Annotated in this window: 12 protein-coding genes; 7 read left to right on the forward strand and 5 right to left on the reverse strand. The window is 65.9% G+C overall.

Annotated elements, in window-relative coordinates; translation table 11 throughout:
- The first annotated feature begins 169 nt into the window (after nucleotides 1–169).
- Nucleotides 170–2617, forward strand: a complete 2448-nt coding sequence (locus K6V06_RS07865; RefSeq protein WP_255581690.1) for a mechanosensitive ion channel domain-containing protein — start codon at nucleotides 170–172, stop codon at nucleotides 2615–2617.
- Between the two features lie 113 nt (nucleotides 2618–2730).
- Here K6V06_RS07865 and K6V06_RS07870 read toward each other — a convergent pair whose 3' ends face one another.
- The 3 genes from K6V06_RS07870 to K6V06_RS07880 are packed head-to-tail and all read right to left on the reverse strand — an operon-like array spanning nucleotide 2731 to nucleotide 7533.
- Complete coding sequence (locus K6V06_RS07870) at nucleotides 2731–4254, reverse strand: SpoVR family protein (RefSeq protein WP_222241819.1); 1524 nt, start codon at nucleotides 4252–4254, stop codon at nucleotides 2731–2733.
- A 57-nt stretch (nucleotides 4255–4311) separates the two neighbouring features.
- A complete protein-coding gene (locus K6V06_RS07875; protein WP_222241821.1) occupies nucleotides 4312–5574 on the reverse strand; it encodes a YeaH/YhbH family protein in 1263 nt (420 codons plus the stop codon).
- A 36-nt stretch (nucleotides 5575–5610) separates the two neighbouring features.
- Nucleotides 5611–7533: a PrkA family serine protein kinase gene (locus K6V06_RS07880; RefSeq protein WP_222241823.1), complete on the reverse strand. Its 1923-nt coding sequence runs from the start codon at nucleotides 7531–7533 to the stop codon at nucleotides 5611–5613.
- Nucleotides 7534–8643: 1110 nt separating this feature from the next.
- Between K6V06_RS07880 and K6V06_RS07885 the strand changes: the two genes are divergently transcribed.
- Entirely contained in the window at nucleotides 8644–9546 is a 903-nt protein-coding gene (locus K6V06_RS07885) for a LysR substrate-binding domain-containing protein (protein ID WP_222241825.1), read from the forward strand.
- 182 nt (nucleotides 9547–9728) lie between these two features.
- Entirely contained in the window at nucleotides 9729–11162 is a 1434-nt protein-coding gene (locus K6V06_RS07890) for an MmgE/PrpD family protein (protein WP_222241827.1), read from the forward strand.
- Nucleotides 11163–11391: 229 nt separating this feature from the next.
- Here K6V06_RS07890 and K6V06_RS07895 read toward each other — a convergent pair whose 3' ends face one another.
- Nucleotides 11392–12300, reverse strand: coding sequence for a LysR family transcriptional regulator (locus K6V06_RS07895; RefSeq protein WP_222241829.1), 909 nt, complete (start codon nucleotides 12298–12300; stop codon nucleotides 11392–11394).
- A 170-nt stretch (nucleotides 12301–12470) separates the two neighbouring features.
- On the opposite strand from K6V06_RS07895, the gene K6V06_RS07900 reads away from it, so the two are divergent.
- The 4 genes from K6V06_RS07900 (at nucleotide 12471) to K6V06_RS07915 (ending at nucleotide 16824) form a co-directional block, all read left to right on the forward strand.
- Nucleotides 12471–13844: an acyclic terpene utilization AtuA family protein gene (locus tag K6V06_RS07900; RefSeq protein ID WP_222241832.1), complete on the forward strand. Its 1374-nt coding sequence runs from the start codon at nucleotides 12471–12473 to the stop codon at nucleotides 13842–13844.
- Nucleotides 13841–14191 carry a hypothetical protein gene (locus tag K6V06_RS07905; RefSeq protein ID WP_222241834.1) on the forward strand — a complete coding sequence of 117 codons (351 nt, stop codon included), beginning with the start codon at nucleotides 13841–13843 and terminating at the stop codon, nucleotides 14189–14191. Before K6V06_RS07900 ends, K6V06_RS07905 begins: the two co-directional genes overlap by 4 nt.
- 136 nt (nucleotides 14192–14327) lie before the next feature.
- A complete protein-coding gene (locus tag K6V06_RS07910) occupies nucleotides 14328–15269 on the forward strand; it encodes a tripartite tricarboxylate transporter substrate binding protein (protein ID WP_222242032.1) in 942 nt (313 codons plus the stop codon).
- 64 nt (nucleotides 15270–15333) lie between these two features.
- Nucleotides 15334–16824 (forward strand): AMP nucleosidase, encoded by a 1491-nt coding sequence (locus K6V06_RS07915; protein WP_222241835.1) that lies wholly within the window; start codon nucleotides 15334–15336, stop codon nucleotides 16822–16824.
- A 23-nt stretch (nucleotides 16825–16847) separates the two neighbouring features.
- Here the strand turns inward: K6V06_RS07915 and K6V06_RS07920 are convergent, their stop codons facing one another.
- Nucleotides 16848–17549, reverse strand: a complete 702-nt coding sequence (locus K6V06_RS07920; protein WP_222241837.1) for an OmpW family protein — start codon at nucleotides 17547–17549, stop codon at nucleotides 16848–16850.
- Nucleotides 17550–17563 lie beyond the last annotated feature (14 nt).

The raw sequence follows: 17563 nt of genomic DNA on the forward strand, positions 1-17563 counted from the left end.
CCGGATGTCGGGCGGGTGCCGGAACCGGCATGTCGGCCAATCTCCGGTGCCGGCGCCGTCCACCATCGGCTACAGTGCCCCGGATAGGGTGTGCCGTCTGGCCACCGGGTTTCGCCAACACCGCGCACGGTGTCCGGCCCTCCGCTGCTGTCCCACTCCGAGAACGTCAATGCTTGCTGGCACGCTCTCCGTTCCATTGCGCCTGTCCTTGCCGCATTGGCTGGCGATGGCGCTCCTGCTGCTGTGCACGTCGCTGCCCGCCTTTGCCCAGCAATCCGCTGCCGCGTCCACCCCGGGCGCGGCGGAACCCGGCGCTTCGGCTGCCCCGGCGAGCGCCCCTCTGGCGCAGTCGATCGACCATGTCATCCAGGCACTGCAGGACGAGCGCCAGCGCGAAGCCCTGGTTGGGCAGCTCCAGGCCCTGCGCGAAGGCGTGGCGGGCGGCGCCAGCGCGGCCCAGGTGCCTGCGTCCGAGGCGGACGCAGGCGGCGACGGTCTGGTCGGCGCCATCGCCGACGCGGTCGAGCAGGTTGACGACCGTTTGCGCAAGGACCGCGGGCCATGGCACTACTGGGGCTGGCGGCTGCGCTTCGCCCGGGATGAGCTGCGTAGCGCGCTGCATAGCCATGGCGCCGGCAATCCGATGGTGTCGTTGCAGATGTTCGTGGTGGTGCTTGGGGGCTGGGTGGCCATCGCCGCGTTGCTGCATGCCGGCGCTGCGCGTGCCCGGTGGCCGGGCAAGCGCTGGCTGCAGCGCACCAGGCCACGGGGCGCGGGGGCGGCAGGGCCGCGGGCAGCCGCGCCCGAGACGGTGGCCGACGCCGCCGCACAAGCCGCCGCTCAAGCCGGTGCACAAGCCGCCGCTCAGGCCGCCGCCGGGACCGGCGCAGCACGGCAAGGACCCCGCCAGGGATTGCCCCCGGTGCCGTCATGGACCGATGTCGCCATCTATATGCTGCGGCATGTCGGCCCGCTGGCAGTGGCCTTCGGCGTGACCATCTGGGTCACCTCGCGGCTGTCGCTGCAGTCGCCGGCCGGACTGATTGCGATGGCACTGGCTTACTCGGTGGTGGTCGGCGCGGTGCTGTCGGCGGTGTCGCAAACCTTGTTCGCCGTCTTCTCCGGCTCGCATCGTCAGGCCGCGGTGCGCGACCTGCATGGCCATTCACGCACGCTGCTGTTCGCCATCGGCGCAATGGCAGCGTTCGGCGATGCCGCGATCAATGCGCACATGGTCGCCGCACTCGGCGTGAACGCCGCCGCCGTGGCGTCGACGCTGGCCAATGTCGCCGCCGCCCTGCTGATGGCCTGGTTCTGCATCCGTTTCCGTCGCCCGGTCGGGCATCTGATTGCCAACCGGCCGCAGGGCTTCCGCCAGCAGCATCCCGCCATGACCGACCTGTTGCGGCTGATCGGCGCGACCTGGCATCTTCCCGCGCTGGTCATCGTCACCGCTTCGGTGATCGGTACGCTGATGGTTGCCGGCCAGGCCGACGACTATCTGCGCCGCACCGTGATTTCGGTGGCGCTGATCGTCGTCGCGCTGATGCTGACCGTGTTCACCGGCCGCTCGCCCAAGGCGTCGCAGGGCCTGCAGCAGCGCCCCTGGCAGCGGCGCTCCATCTACGTCGCGCGTTTTGCCCGCTTCGCCATGACGCTGGTGCGTATCGGCATCTGGTTGACCTTCATCGAAATGGCGAGCCGCGTCTGGGGCAGCTCGATGCTGGAGCTGATGCAATCGACCGAGCTGGGCAGGCGCTTTGGCGACGCCATTTTTGGCGCGCTTGGCACCGTGCTGCTGGCGTGGCTGGTCTGGCTGCTGGTCGATACGGCGATCACCCAGGCGCTGTCGCCCAACCATGGCAGGGGGCAGCCCCCGAGCCTGCGCGCCAAGACCATCCTGCCCCTGCTGCGCAACGCCGTGCTGGTCGCGCTGCTGGTGATCGTGCTGATCGCGGTGCTGGCCAGCATCGGTGTCAACGTCACGCCGCTGCTGGCCGGCGCCGGCGTGGTCGGCCTGGCGATCGGGTTTGGCGCGCAGACCCTGGTCCAGGACCTGATCACGGGGCTGTTCATGGTCATCGAGGATTCGGTGGCCATCGGCGATGTGATCGAACTGCCCGACCATAGCGGTACCGTCGAAGCGATGACGATCCGCACCGTCAAGCTGCGCGACGCAAAAGGGGCGCTGCACGTGCTGCCGTACAGCCAGATCAAGTCGGTGAAGAACCTTTCGCGCGGCCACGCGTTTGCGGTATTCAATATCGCGCTGCGCTACGACAGCGATTTCGACCGCGCGGTGGCACTGATCCGCGAGGCTGGCGCCGAGATTGCGGGAGACGTGCGCTATGCGCACAAGCTGCTGTCCGGGCTCGACATCCTCGGCCTGGATCGCTTCGACCCGTCGGGGCCGGTGATCCTCGCCCAGTTCAAGACGCGACCGCTGGCCCAGTTCGAGATCACGCGGGCCTTCAACGGCACGCTGAAGCACAAGTTCGACCAGGCCGGAATTCGAATGGCGTCGCCTTATATGACGCTACAGGTCGATGCGGCGAATCGCGGGCTCATCGGGGACAACGGGCAGGAGTTGCCGCAGGGAGTGGAGCCGGCCGCGTAGGATCGCGAAACGGTAAATCTGGGGCCACGCCGGGGCGTATCACCGAGCTACGCAGGGCCGGGCCGGCGAAGGCCTTCGTTTCAGCGCTGAAAGAGGCCTCCGCGAGGCTCTTCCTAAGCCGCCTTTCTCCGCTTTTCCGGCCGGCATTCGTACTTGATCTCCCGCCGGCCATCCTCATAGATCACCTCCAGGCGGACGGTGAATCCCCATAGTCGGGTGACATGCCGGATCACCTCTTCGAATCCCGAGGCGAGGGGCCTGCGCTCGCTCTGCTGATGCCTCAGGGTCAGCGAGCGATCCCCGCCGAGGTCGACACCGGTCACCTGGATGTTGGGCTCGAGGTTGGAGAGGTCGTACTGCGCCGCCAGCAGCTGGCGGATGCGCCGGTAGCCTTCATCGTCATGGATGGCAGTCACGCGCAGCTTGCTCTCGCGGTCATCGTCCAGCACGGAGAACAGCTTCAGTTCGCGAATCACGCGTGGCGACAGGAACTGCAGGATGAAGCTCTCATCCTTGAAGTTGCGCATGGCGAAGTCCAGCGTCTTGCGCCAGTCGCCCCCGGCGATCTCCGGTGCCCAGCGGTAATCTTCCTCCTCCGGGTGCTCGCACATGCGGCGCAAGTCCTGGAACATCAGGAAGCCCAATGTGTAGGGGTTCAGTCCGCTGTAGTACGGGCTATGGTAAGGAGACTGATAGATCACATTGGTATGCGCCTGCAGCAGCTCCATCATGAAGGCGTCGTTGACCAGCTTCTGCTCGTACAGCTCGTGCAGGATGGTGTAATGCCAGAACGTGGCCCAGCCCTCGTTCATCACCTTGGTCTGGCGCTGCGGATAGAAGTACTGCGCCACCTTGCGCACGATGCGAACGATTTCCCGTTGCCACGGCGCCAGCATCGGCGCGTTTTTCTCGATGAAGTACAGCAGGTTTTCCTGCGGCTCGGGCGGGAAGGTCGGATCCGCCTCCGGGGTGTCGTCCTGGATCAGGTGCCGGGGCCGGTGCGTCGGCAAGGTCCGCCACAGGTCGTTGACCTGCATCTGCAGGTAGTGCTCGCGCTCGGCCTGCCGTGCCTGCTCCTCGGTGATCGACAGCTTCTTGGGCCGCTTGTAACGGTCCACGCCGTAGTTCTGCAGCGCGTGGCAGGAGTCGAGCAGCAGTTCCACTTCCTGCTCGCCGTAGCGCTGCTCGCATTCCTGCACGTAATTCTTGGCAAACAGCAGATAGTCGACGATGGCGTCCGCATTGGTCCAGGTGCGGAACAGGTAATTGCCTTTGAAGAAGGCATTGTGGCCATAGCAGGCATGCGCGATGGTCAGCGCCTGCATCGGCATCGTGTTCTCCTCCATCAGATAGGCGATGCATGGATTGGAGTTGATGACGATCTCGTAGGCCAGGCCCATATGCCCGCGTTGATAGCTGCGTTCGGACGAAAGGAAATGCTTGCCGTAGGACCAGTGGTTATATCCGACCGGCAGCCCCGCGGACGCATAGGCGTCGAGCATCTGTTCGGCGGTAATGATTTCGATCTGGTTCGGATAGGTGTCCAGGCCAAAGTCCGCGGCGATGCGCGCGATCTCGCGGTCGTACCGCTGGATCAGCTCGAAGGTCCATTCCGACCCGGTAGAAAGGTATGCCATATCCCGCTCCGAATCGATGCGCAGCAAGTGCGTCTGCCGCACCGGTGTCAAGCGGCCTCAGGCCGCCTTCTTCTGAAACAGATCGTGCAGCACCGGATAAATCTCGTCGGCCCCAATGATCCGCTGCATGGCGAAGTTCTCGTGCGAGCCCTTGACCGCCATATATTCTTCCCACAGGTTCTGCGGTTCCTCGGAAGCGACTTCCACGTAAGCGTAGTACTGCACCAGCGGCAGGATCGCCTCGCGCAGCAGCCGGCCGCACAGCTCGGAATCTCCCGCCCAATTGTCGCCATCGGACGCCTGCGCACAGTAGATATTCCACTGGCTGGCCGGGTAGCGGCTGTGGATGACCTCGATCATCAGCTTGAGCGCGCTGGACACCACCGTACCGCCTGACTCGCGCGAGTGGAAGAAGTCTTCCTCATCGACTTCCTTTGCCACGGTGTGATGACGAATGAAGACGACATCGATGCGCTCGTAGTTCCGCTTCAGGAACAGATACAGCAGCATGAAGAATCGCTTGGCCAGGTCCTTGCGGCTCTCGTCCATCGAGCCGGACACGTCCATCAGGCAGAACATCACCGCCTGCGCCTGCGGACGCTTCTTCAGGATGCGGTTGTTGTAACGCAAATCCAGCCGCTCGATGAAGGGCACACGGTCGATGCGTCCACGCAGCATGCGAATCTCCTGCTGCATGGCCAGCGCCTGGATCGACGAGGGGCCGTCCTCCTCGACCGTTTCCTCGTACTCCTTCTCCAGTGCCCGCAGGCGCTTCTGGTAGGGACTGGACAAGGCGATGCGCCGCCCGAGCGAGCTGCGCATGGTGCGCAGCACGGACAGGTTCGACGGCGTGCCGTCGATCGAGTAGCCCGCGCGCACCTTGCGCACTTCGGCGATCTTGGCCAGGTGGCGCTTGGCCATGTCCGGCAGCGCCATGTCCTCGAAGAAGAAATTGAGGAAGTCTTCCCGCGACAGGGTGAAGACGAAATCGTCTTCGCCTTCCCCCGAGTCGCTGGCCCGCGAGCCGGTTCCCCCCGCCCCTTGCTGCTGACGGTCGAAACTGTCGCCGCGGATGAACTTCTTGTTGCCAGGGTGGATCCACTCCCGTTTGCCACCCTGGCCGTGATGGAACACCGGCTCGGAAATATCCTTGACCGGAATGGACACCTGACCGCTCTGTTCGATGTCCATGATCTTCCGGCCGGACACCGCCTTGGCGACAGCCTGCCGGATCTGTTCCCGATAGCGCTTGATGAAGCGCTGCTTGTTGACGGCACTCTTGTTGCCGCCGTTTTCGCGCCTGTCTATGACCGTAGCCATATCATGCCCTCGTTCAGAGGCCTCGTGCCGGCGCCATTACGATGATTTTCTGACGCGCAAGTACCATTCGACCAGCAATCGCACCTGCTTCGGCGTGTATCCCTTCTCGACCATCCGGTTGACGAAGTTCTGATGCTTCTCCTGATCCTCGCGCGACGACTTGGCGTTGAAGGAAATGACCGGCAGCAAGTCCTCGGTGGTGGAGAACATCCGCTTCTCGATCACCATGCGCAGCTTCTCGTAGCTGGTCCAGTTCGGATTCTTGCCGCCGTTGTTGGCGCGCGCCCGCAGCACGAAGTTGACGATCTCGTTGCGGAAGTCCTTGGGATTCGAAATCCCCGCGGGCTTCTCCACCTTCTCCAGTTCGTCGTTCAGCGCATTGCGGTCGAGAATCTCGCCGGTGTTCGGGTCGCGATATTCCTGGTCCTGAATCCACAGATCGGCGAACACCACGTAGCGGTCGAAGATGTTCTGCCCGTATTCCGAGTACGACTCCAGATACGCCGTCTGGATCTCCTTGCCGATGAACTCGACATAGGGCGTGGTCAGATACTCCTTGATATACGACAGCAGCTTGGCTTCCTGCTCCGGCGGGAACTGCTCGCGTTCGATCTGCTGTTCGAGCACGTACAGCAGGTGCACCGGATTGGCCGCCACTTCGGTGTTGTCGAAGTTGAAGACCTTGGACAGCACCTTGAAGGCGAAGCGCGTGGACAATCCGCTCATGCCCTCGTCGATGCCGGCGTAGTCGCGGTATTCCTGATACGACTTCGCCTTCGGGTCCACGTCCTTCAGGCTTTCGCCGTCATAGACGCGCATCTTCGAGAAGATGTTGGAATTCTCCGGCTCCTTGATGCGCGTGAGCACCGCGAACTGCGCCATCATCTTCAGCGTGTTCGGCGCGCACGGCGCGGCCGACAGCGAACTGCTGCGCATCAGCTTGTCGTAGATCTTGACCTCGTCGGACACACGCAGGCAGTACGGCACCTTGACGATGTAGATCCGGTCGAGGAACGCCTCGTTGTTCTTGTCCGCCTTGAATGATTGCCATTCGGCTTCGTTCGAGTGGGCCAGGATCACGCCGTCGAAAGGAATCGCGCCGAAGCCTTCGGTTCCCTTGTAGTTGCCTTCCTGCGTCGCAGTCAGCAGCGGGTGCAGGACCTTGATCGGCGCCTTGAACATCTCGACGAACTCGAGCAGGCCGCGGTTGGCCAGGCACAGACCACCGGAATACGAGTACGCATCGGGATCGTCCTGCGGGAAATCCTCCAGCTTGCGGATATCCACCTTGCCCACCAGCGACGAGATGTCCTGGTTGTTCTCGTCGCCCGGTTCCGTCTTGGCGATCGCGATCTGCGACAGCACGGAAGGCCGCAGCTTGACCACGCGGAAGCGAGTGATGTCGCCATTGAATTCATGCAGGCGCTTGACCGCCCATGGCGAGGCGATCGTATTCAGGTAGCGCCTGGGGATGCCGTAGTCCTCTTCCAGAATCTTGCCGTCCTCCTCGGGCGAGAACAGCCCGAGCGGCGATTCATGGATGGGCGAGCCCTTCAGCGCATAGATGGGAATCTGCTCCATCAATGCCTTCAGCTTCTCGGCCAGGGAGGACTTGCCGCCGCCGGGAGGCCCGAGCAGATAGAGAATCTGCTTGCGTTCCTCCAGGCCCTGTGCCGCGTGCTTGAAGAACGAAACGATCTGCTCGATCGTGTCCTCCATGCCGTAGAACTCGCGGAATGCGGGATAGATCTTGATGACCTTGTTGAAGAAGAGCCGGGACAGGCGCGGATCATGGTGGGTATCCACGAGTTCCGGCTGTCCGATCGCAGCCAGCATGCGCTCGGCAGCGGACGCATAGGCAGTGGAATCCTTCTTGCAGATCTCCAGGTACTCCTGGATGCTGTATTCCTCTTCCTTGCGAGCTTCGAAGCGCGTGGCGTAGTGGCCGAAAATATCCATACCTCACTCCCGTCAGAGTCACGTCCGAGGCGATGTGTTCGTCTGCGATAGACGCCCTATTTCAAACCACGAATCAGCCCCTGAAAGACCGCCACCCCGGCTTGGCGGAAGGCTGACCATGTTGCGAAGGCTTTACTTCATCATAGTCAAAGATCGACGGCTGGGAAGGACTCGTTGGCCACATGAGACAGCTCCCGGGCCCGGCTTCCTCTTGCGATCGGCATGCATCGGCGGCGCGTTCGAGCGGCGGCGCGAAGGGGACGCGTGCACAGTGTCGAACACACCTTACACCTTTCCCGCAGGCGGTGCACAGGCCGGTTTGTAACGTTTGCTGCGGTTACAGCGAGCGCGACGCGCGCTTGATGCAATCTCGCAACCGATCGGTGAATTGCGTGTCGGAACCCTGCTGTGTCGCGACAAGGCAAGGGTGCACGCTGCGTTGGTGGCAATGGCCCAACACCATTGCGCGTGGTGCCGGTTGGCGCCAGCAATGACTGTGGCGAGGGCGAGTCCTCCATGAGAATTCGCCGGTCAGCGACTGCGGTCTGCATGCGTCGATGCAATCCAGTCTCCTTGTTCGCACCATTGCCTGACTGCGTCCACGGCCGGCACCATCGATGTGCCGCGATGTGCAGCTTGGAGAGGCGGTTTCGATCCGGGGTTCCGGTCTTTGGGGAAAGCCCTTGCCCTGGAGGAGACGCGCGCGCTCTGTTGCGGTGCGTGAACCAGCGGCGCGCAATGACGACGCCGCGTTGCCATCGTTCAGCAATTTACGGGCCAGTGGTTGGCAGCCATCCGGTGACAGTGCCAGCAAACGAGGGCGCGGTGCCCGCCTCGTGCGCGCCCGCTGCCGAAGCGGTGATTTTCCTGTTCCTCGCCGATCGCGCAGTGGCGCGACGACGATGGAAGCGGCCGGCGCCGCTGCCGGGGACGTTGGCAACATTGGGTTCAGGGTTTGTACCCATCGTCGCTACGCCTTTGGATAGCCATACCGGAGGAACAGTGCGGTGTCGACGCACACAGGTTGCCGCCGGCGCGGCGTTGGCTCGATGCCGGTCGCCATGCGGCGATACGGTAAATTCGCGGTCTGCCCGATTTCATCCGCCACCCATGCGCTACGATCTTACCGACCTGCGGCTCTTCCTCAATGTCGGCGAAACACAGAACCTGACACGCGCGGCCGAGCGCAGTTTTCTGTCGCTGCCAGCGGCAAGCACGCGCATCAAGCAACTGGAGGAAGCCTTTCAGACCCAGCTGTTGATACGACAGGTCAAGGGGGTCCGGCTGACGCCTGCGGGCGAGGCATTGCTGCTGCACGCGCGCGAAGTGTTTCGCGAGCTGGAGTGCCTGCATGCGGACCTGCGTCCCTATGCGCAGGGCGTGAAAGGAAAGGTCCGGCTGCTGGCCAACACCACGGCAACGAACTCGTTCCTCGCCACCGCGCTGTCGCGTTTCCTCTCCGAGAATCCGGACATCGATGTCGAACTCGAGGAGCACCTGTCGCAAGAGATCGTTTCCGCGATCAGTGCCGGCGCGGCGGACCTGGGCATTGTCGCCGGCGGGGTGGCGACACAGGACCTGGACGCGATGCAGCTTTGCAGCGACGAGTTGATCGTGATCGCGCCGGTCAACCATCCCCTGCCCGAGTTCAAGCGGCTGCATTTTGCCGAACTGGTCGACACCTGCCGATTCGTCGGGCTCAATCAATTCAGCGCGATCCAGTCCTTCCTTGACCGGATCGCCAGCGGCATGGGCAAGCGGATCAGCTTGCGCATCCAGGTCGGCAGCTTCGACGCGGTTTGCCGGATGGTGGAGGCCGGCGCCGGCATCGCCATCGTGCCGAACAGTTGCGCGAGACGCTATGCCAGCCGCAAGGTGCTGCGCTTCATCCGGCTGGAGGACGACTGGGCGCGGCGGGACCTGCAACTGGTGCGCCGCCCCGGCCGGGAGCTGCCGAAGTTCGCCGAGACGCTGGTTGAATACCTGACCGTGGCCGCGCGCGAGCCGGTCTGACGCCGTGTGCGTTGGCCTGGCAGGGTGGCTTCTGCCGCGCGCTGCTCGGCTCTCACTAAGCCGTGCTTTGGCAAAGGCGAATGTGCAGCGCGGCGCGGTTGCGGAATACTGCTGGCGAGGCGTTCCCATGCGCCGCCCGATGCGCCCCCTTCAGGCCCGTAACCCGACATCGCTGACCGATCATGCTCGACGCCGCCACCCTCGCCTCCGCCACTCCCGCCACTCCTGCAGCGTCGGGCTCGGTCAGCGACCTGTATCCGACCCGCCAGCTGTGCGACTTCCTGGCGGGCATCGAACTGGCGGACATTCCCGCGCCGGTGGTCGAACGGGCCAAGGACCTCTTTCTCGACTGGATCGCTTCGGCCCTTGCCGGCAAGGACGCGCCGCCCGTGCGCACGCTGCAAGCCTTCGCCGCCGCCATGGGACCGGCGGACGGTCCGTGCGAGGTCCTGGTCGATCGGCGCCGGACGTCGCCGTGGTTCGCGGCGCTGATCAATGGCGCGGCCTCGCATGTGGTGGAGCAGGACGACGTGCACAACGGCTCGGTATTCCATCCGGCCGCCGTGGTCTTTCCCGCGGTGCTGGCCGCAGCGCAGAGCGGCCGTCACAGTGGCGCCGAACTGCTGTGCGCGGCGGTGGCGGGATATGAGGCCGGCATCCGCATCGGCGAATATCTGGGGCGCTCGCATTACCGCGTATTCCACACCACCGGTACGGTGGGTACGCTGGCGGCTGCCGCAGCGGTCGCGCGGCTGCTTGGCCTGGACGGCGCGCAGATGAACCATGCGCTCGGCTCGGCCGGGACCCAGGCGGCCGGGCTGTGGGAATTCCTGCGCGACGCAGCCGACTCCAAGCAGCTGCATACCGCCAAGGCGGCGGCGGACGGCCTGATGTCGGCCTGGCTGGCCCGCGATGGCTTCACTGGTGCGCGCCGCATTCTCGAGGGGGCGCAGGGCATGGCGGCCGGGATGTCCAGCGATGCGGATCCCGCCCGCCTGACCGACCGCCTAGGAGAACGCTGGGCGCTGGCGGAGACGTCCTTCAAGTTCTTCGCATCGTGCCGGCATACGCATCCGGCAGCGGACGCGCTGAAGACGGCGCTCGCGCGCGAGGGGATCGACCCTGCGCAGATCGAGGAAGTGGTGGCGCACGTGCACCAGGGCGCGATCGACGTGCTTGGTCCCGTGGTAGACCCGACCACCATCCACCAGGCCAAGTTCTCGATGGGCACGGTGCTGGGACTGGTGACCTGGCATGGTCACGCGGGCCTGGCGCAATTCGAGCAGCACGCCCTGCAGGATCCTCGCGTGGCGCAGTTCCGCAAGCTGGTGCGGATGGAGCGCGACGAGGAAATCGACGCCGCCTACCCCCGGCAATGGATCGGCCGCGTGACCGTTCGCACGCGCGACGGCCGCACCGTGCAGGCGCGTGTCGATGTGCCCAAGGGCGATCCCGACAATACGCTGTCGCGCACCGAACTGCAGGACAAGGCATTGCAATTGGCCGCGTTCAGGGAGGGCGCCAGCGCGGACGAAATGCGCCGCATCATCGAGCGCGTCTGGACGCTGGATCAGGCGCCGGACGTGGCCGACTGGCTGCCGCTGGTGGGGCGATAGCCTTCCTGCCGCGCCCGGGCGACGTCACCCTCTCCCCCGGCCCCTCTCCCGCTGGGCGGGAGAGGGGAGCAAACCGGCAGATTTTCACACGGCGGTCGGTTCGCTCCCCTCGCCCGCTTGCGGGAGAGGGGCCGGGGGAGAGGGGCCGGGGGAGAGGGGCCGGGGGAGAGGGGCCGGGGGAGAGGGGCCGGGGGAGAGGGCCGGGGGAGAGGGCAGCTCACCCCCCGTTCTAACCCGCCACCCCCAACGGCACCGGCTTGCCAAAGTGGGCGAACAGCATCTCCAGCATCGCGCTGGCCGCAGCGGAATCGCCCCGGTCGCGCAGCCGCACCAGGCAGATGTCGCGCACCAGCGAATCCGCTTGCAGGGGCCGCACGGCCAACGCCGGCAACTGGAACTGGAACAGCGCCAGCGACGGCACCACGGTAATGCCCAGCCCCGCCGCCACCAGCCCGGCCACGGTGGCCAGATGCTCGACCTCCATGATTCCGTTGACCCGCATCGGGTGCAGCGCCGCGTCCAGATGCTGGCGCACGCTGCTGGTGCGGGACAGATGGATGAAGGGCAGCCCGGCGAGCGCGGACGGCGGGATGCGCCGCTTGCGCGCGAGCGGATGATCGGCGGGGCAGACAACGTGAAAGCCGTCCGCGACCAGGGGCTCGATGCGCAGGTCGCCATCGTGTGCGGGCGCGGGGGCCAGTGCGAAGTCGACCCGCCCGCGTCGTACCAGGTCGATGCAGCCGTCGGCGAGAACATCGTGCAGGGCCAGCGCAATGCCCGGGTAGCGCTGATGGAAGGCGGCCAGAAGCGGCGGCAGGTCGCCGGCGGCGATGGACGGCAGGGCGGCGATGGCGACCCGTCCCTTGCGGCGTTCGGCATGGTCGCGCAGGTCCGCGAACGCGGTTTCGAAGTCCGCCAGCAGCCGCTCGGCAACCTCCTCGAAGCGCCGGCCCTCGGCGCTCAGTTCCACGAAGCGGGTGGTGCGCTCGAACAACCGGGTGCCGGCCTGCTCCTCCAGCGTGCGGATCAGCGCGCTGAAGGCCGACTGCGACAGATGGCAGGATTGCGCGGCGCGCGTGAAGTTGCGCTCGCGGGTCAGCGCCGAGAAGGCGCGCAGGTGCTTGACCGACAGGTTCATGGCAGGCGATTGATCGATCCGATCGCTGGATTAATCCAAATAATCCGTTTTTCGGCTATCGGTATCTATGCCTAGAATGCGCTGACCCAAGGCCTTTACTGGCTCCGTCGGCGTGTCCCACAGCGCGGCGAGACCGGAAAGGGCAGGCCTCAAACGCAGCGAATCCCACCATGGCAGACAGGCTTCCTCCGCTTTCCATCGGCTCCGGCGCCGGCTTCTCCGGAGATCGCATCGATGCCGCCTTGCCGGTGGTGCGCACGCTGATCGAGGATGGCGGTCCCGCGGCGCTGATCTTCGAGACGCTGGCCGAACGCACGCTGGCGCTTGCCCAGCTGGCTCGCCGCAGCGACCCCGAGCATGGCTACGAGCCGCTGCTGGAAGCGCTGCTGCGCCCGGTGCTGGCGCTGTGCATGCAGCACGGCATTCCCATCGTCGGCAACTTCGGCGCGGCCAATCCGCAGGCCGCGGCGCGCCGCGTTGCCGCGCTCGCCGCCGAGCTTGGCTTGCCGGTGCCGCGCGTGGCCGTGGTGTACGGCGACGACCTGTCCGGCGACACCGGCCGCACGCTGCTTCGCGGCATCCTCGGCGACGCGTTTCCCGAGAGCCGCTTCGTCTGCGCCAACGCCTATATCGGCGCGCGCGGCATCGCCGAGGCGATCCGTGGCGGCGCGCAGGTGGTGGTGTGCGGCCGTGTCGCCGACCCGGCCCTGGCGCTCGGCCCGGCGCTGGCGCATTTCGGCTGGTCCTGGGACGACTGGGACCGGCTCGCCTGCGGGACGATGGCAGGCCATCTGCTCGAGTGCGGGGCCCAGGTTACCGGCGGCTATTTCGCCGACCCGGGGATCAAGGACGTGCCCGATGTGCACGCGGTCGGCTACCCGATCGTGCGGCTGGATGCCGATGGCGGGATCGAGGTCGGCAAGGCTCGCGGCACTGGCGGATGCGTCGACCTGCGTACCGTCAAGGAGCAACTGCTGTACGAGGTGCATGACCCGGCCGCGTATCTGACGCCGGACGTGGTGGCCGACATCAGCGCGGTCATGGTCGAACAGCTCGGGCCGGACCGCGTCGCGGTGCGCAATATTCGCGGCCATGCCCGGCCGGATTCGTTGAAGGCCAATCTGTTCTACGAGGGCGGCTGGATCGCCGAGGGCGAGATCTCCTATGCCGGGCCGAACGCGGCAGCGCGCGCGCGCCTGGCCGGCGAGATCGTACGGCGGCGCATGGACATGCTCGGCCACGGCGTCCCCATTCGCCTGGACCTGATCGGTGTGCTCAGCGTGCTGGGCGACGACGCCGGACGATGGGTGTCGGCCCCCCAGCCGGACGAGGACCAGGTCGCCGATGTGCGCTTGCGCGTGGCGCTGGCCCACGAGGACAAGGGTGTTGCCGAGGCGCTGCTGCGCGAGGTCAATGCGCTGTACTGCTGCGGACCGGCGGGCGGCGGCGGCGTGCGCACCGGACTGCGCCGGCGGCTGAACGCGATGTCCTGCCTGGTGCCGCGCGATGCAGTGGCCAGCGGCTACCGGATGGAGCAGCAATGACAACGACGACCGACACCATCCGCCTGTACCAGCTTGCGCATGCGCGCACCGGCGACAAGGGCGACCGTTCGAATATCAGCGTGATCGCCTACGACGAGCGCGACTTCCCGCATCTGCTGCAACACGTGACCGAGGATGCGGTAAGGGAGCTGTTCCGGCACCGGCAGCCGTCGTCGGTCAGGCGCTATGTCGTGCCGACCCTGCACGCGATGAATTTCGTGCTCGACGGCGTGCTGGACGGCGGCGTCAACGATGCGCTGAACCTGGACGCGCACGGCAAGGCGCTGTCCTTCCTGCTGCTGCAACTGCAGGTGCCGATGCCGCCAAGATTGAGGCCGGGCAGCTGATCGCCCGTTCGAAATAAAACGGGCCAGCTGGTCCGATCCAATCCAAACAGACATGCCAGAGGAGACAACCATGCATGCATCTCGACAGGGGTCCCACCACACAGGCCGCCACGCCGCCCGCCGGATCGGCACGCTGATGGCAGCGGCGCTCGCGCTGGGCGCCGCCTCGGCCCCGGCCCTGGCCGAGTACCCGGACAAGAACATCCGCTTTGTCGTGCCGTTCGCCGCGGGCAGCGCCACCGACCAGCTGGCGCGCGCGATCGGGCAGGCGATGACCACCGACTCGAAGGTGACCGTGGTGGTCGACAACAAGCCGGGCGCGCAAGGCTTCATCGCCGCCTCCGATGTGGCCAAGGCCGCGCCGGACGGTTACACGGTGCTGATCACCACCAACACCACCCACGCCGCCAACGAGCACCTGTACAAGAAGCTGCCCTACGATCCGGTCAAGGACTTCTCCCCGATCACGGCACTGGGCAAGGGCGGTCAGATCATGGTGGTCAACCCGGAGCTGCCGGTCAAGACCGTCGGCGAGTTCATCGCGCTGGCAAAGAAACAGCCCGGCAAGCTGAGCTTCGGCAGCGGCAGTTCGTCGTCGAGGATTGCGGGCGAGCTGTTCCAGCAGATGGCGGACGTCAAGCTGCTGCACGTGCCGTACAAGAGCAATCCGCTGGCGGTGACCGATCTGCTGGGCAACCAGATCCAGATGATGATCACCGATACCGCCACCGGTCTGCCGCAGGTCAAGAGCGGCAAGCTGCGCGCGCTGGGCGTCTCCGGCAAGAGCCGCTCGCCGCTGGCGCCGGAGGTGCCGACCATCGACGAGGCCGGCGTCAAGGGCTACGAGATGAGCTACTGGTTCGCGGCCTATACGCCGGCCAACACGCCGCCGGCGGTGGTCAACAAGCTGAACGAGCTGATGGTCAAGGCCGCCCGCAGCGAGACCGCCGCGCCGTTCTACCGCAATACCGGCACCGAGGTCTTCACCAGCACGCCGGCCGAACTGGCGAAATTCCAGGGCGAGGAGTCGCAGAAGTGGGGCCGCATCATCAAGGCGGCGAACATCCAGCCGGAGTAAGGGCTGCCTGACGACGCGGGCGCGCGGGGGGGGCGCTCGCTCCACGCCGGCCCGGCGGCGGAGTATGATCGACGCCATGCAAGCGCCGACTCTCTCCTCCGCTCATCCGGCCGATCATCTGGCCGAATTCGCCGACCCTGAAGCCGCGCTCGCGCGCATCGGCGAGATCTACCAACGCTCCGTCGCCGCCATCCAGGCGCGCTTCGAAGCCTTCGTCCAGGGTGCGCCGCTGCCGTCGGCGGCCCACGCCTGCTATCCCTATCTCGGTGTGTCGGTCAATCTGGAAACACTGGTGACCGACAGCCGGCCGGCCTGGGGCACGGTCGCGTACCCCGGCGTCTACGGCACCACGCTGACGCGCCCGGACCTGTTCGCCGACTACTACCGGGACCAGATCGAACGGCTGATCCGCTATCACCGCGTGCCGGTGGTGGTCGGCACCAGCCGGCGGCCGATTCCGCTGCCGTTCGTCATCGAAGCCTCGACCACCGACATCAGCTACACGCAGGCGCGCGAACTGGCCGCCTCGTTCGTGCTGCCGGAACTGAGCCGCATCGACGATGCGATTGCCAACGGCACCTATGAGCCGGTGCCCGGCCAGGCCTGGCCGCTGTCGCTGTTTCCCGCCGAGCGGGTCGACCTGGCGTTGCAACGGCTGTACCACTATACGGGCACGGCGCCCCAGCACTTCCAGCGCTTCGTGCTGTTCACCAATTACCAGCGCTATGTCGACGAGTTCGTTGCCCTTGGCCGCTCGCTGATGGCCGAGGGCGGCGGCGACGGCTATGTCCGTTTCGTCGAGCCGGGCGACGTGGTGCAGAACCTTGGCGAGCCCGATCCGGAGGCGTCGCTCTACCCGCGCGCGCTGCCGCAGATGCCGGCCTATCACCTGGTGCGGGAGGACGGCCTGGGGGTCACGCTGGTCAATATCGGCGTCGGTCCCTCCAACGCCAAGACCATGACCGATCATCTGGCGGTGCTGCGGCCGCATTGCTGGATGATGGTAGGGCATTGCGGCGGCCTGCGACGCTCGCAGCAGCTGGGAGACTACGTGCTCGCCCACGCCTATGTGCGCGACGACCACGTGCTGGATCAGGATTTGCCGCCGTGGGTACCGGTGCCGCCAATCGCGGAAATCCAGGTGGCGCTGCAGGAGGCGGTGGCGCGGGTGACGGGCCTGTCCGGCACCGAGATGAAGACGCGCATGCGCACCGGCACGGTGGTATCGACCGACGATCGCAACTGGGAACTGAAGTCACGCTCGCTGTATGCGCGCTTCAACCAGTCGCGCGCCATCGCCATCGATATGGAGAGCGCCACCGTCGCGGCCAACGGCTTCCGGCTGCGCGTGCCCTATGGCACCTTGCTGTGCGTTTCCGACAAGCCGCTGCATGGCGAGCTGAAACTGCGCGGCATGGCCAATGCGTTCTACCGCCAGCGCGTGAGCCAGCACATGACCATCGGCCTCGAAGCGATCCGCATCCTGCGCGAGAGCGGCGTGGAGGCCCTGCACTCGCGCAAGCTGCGCAGCTTCGACGAACCTGCGTTCCGGTAAGCCCGCGCGGACCCGGACGGCGATCAGAAGCGGTAACCGATACCGACGCTGAACAGCCACGGGTCCAGCTTCGCCTGCGAGAGCTTCGCGCCCGCCGCCTTGACGTCGCTGGAGATCCAGGTCTTCTTGATGTCGGCGTTGAGGAACCAGTTGCGGGTGAGCCGGTAATCCATGCCGATCTGCAGCACCGGGCCGACGCTCCAGCGGTCCAGCGCCAGCGTGTTGCCCGCCAGCTCCGCGTCCCAGATGCGGGTCGCGTTGATACCCGCGCCGATATAGGGCCGCCACGTGCTGTGCGGCGCGAAGTGGTACTGCAGCAGCAGCGAGGGCGGCAGATGGCGGAAGGTGCCGATCTTGCCGCCGTCAAGATAGACGTTCTGTTTCTGCGGCACGGTCAGCACCAGCTCCGCGGCAATATGCGGCGTGAAGAAGTAGCTGACATCCAGCTCCGGAATCCACTTGTTGTCGACCCCGATGCGGTCGGCGGCGCCCACGCCGCCGACCGGGTCCGACTTGTCCGCCATGTCCAGATAGGTGCCGCGCAGCCGGACCATCCAGTTGCCCTCGGCCTGCGCACCGGTGTCGGCGATGGCGGCCAGCGGCAGCAGCGCCAGCAGTGCGGCGCCTGCCAGCGTGCGATAGCCCCGGCGAGGGGCCGAGGGGTTGGCCGTGCGCGAAGCGGCGGCGCTGGAGAAGCGGGAGGGGAGAAGCTCGCGTGTTGTCATGGCAAAGCCTGTGG

Source organism: Cupriavidus sp. AU9028, from assembly GCF_019795295.1.
Lineage (GTDB): Bacteria > Pseudomonadota > Gammaproteobacteria > Burkholderiales > Burkholderiaceae > Cupriavidus.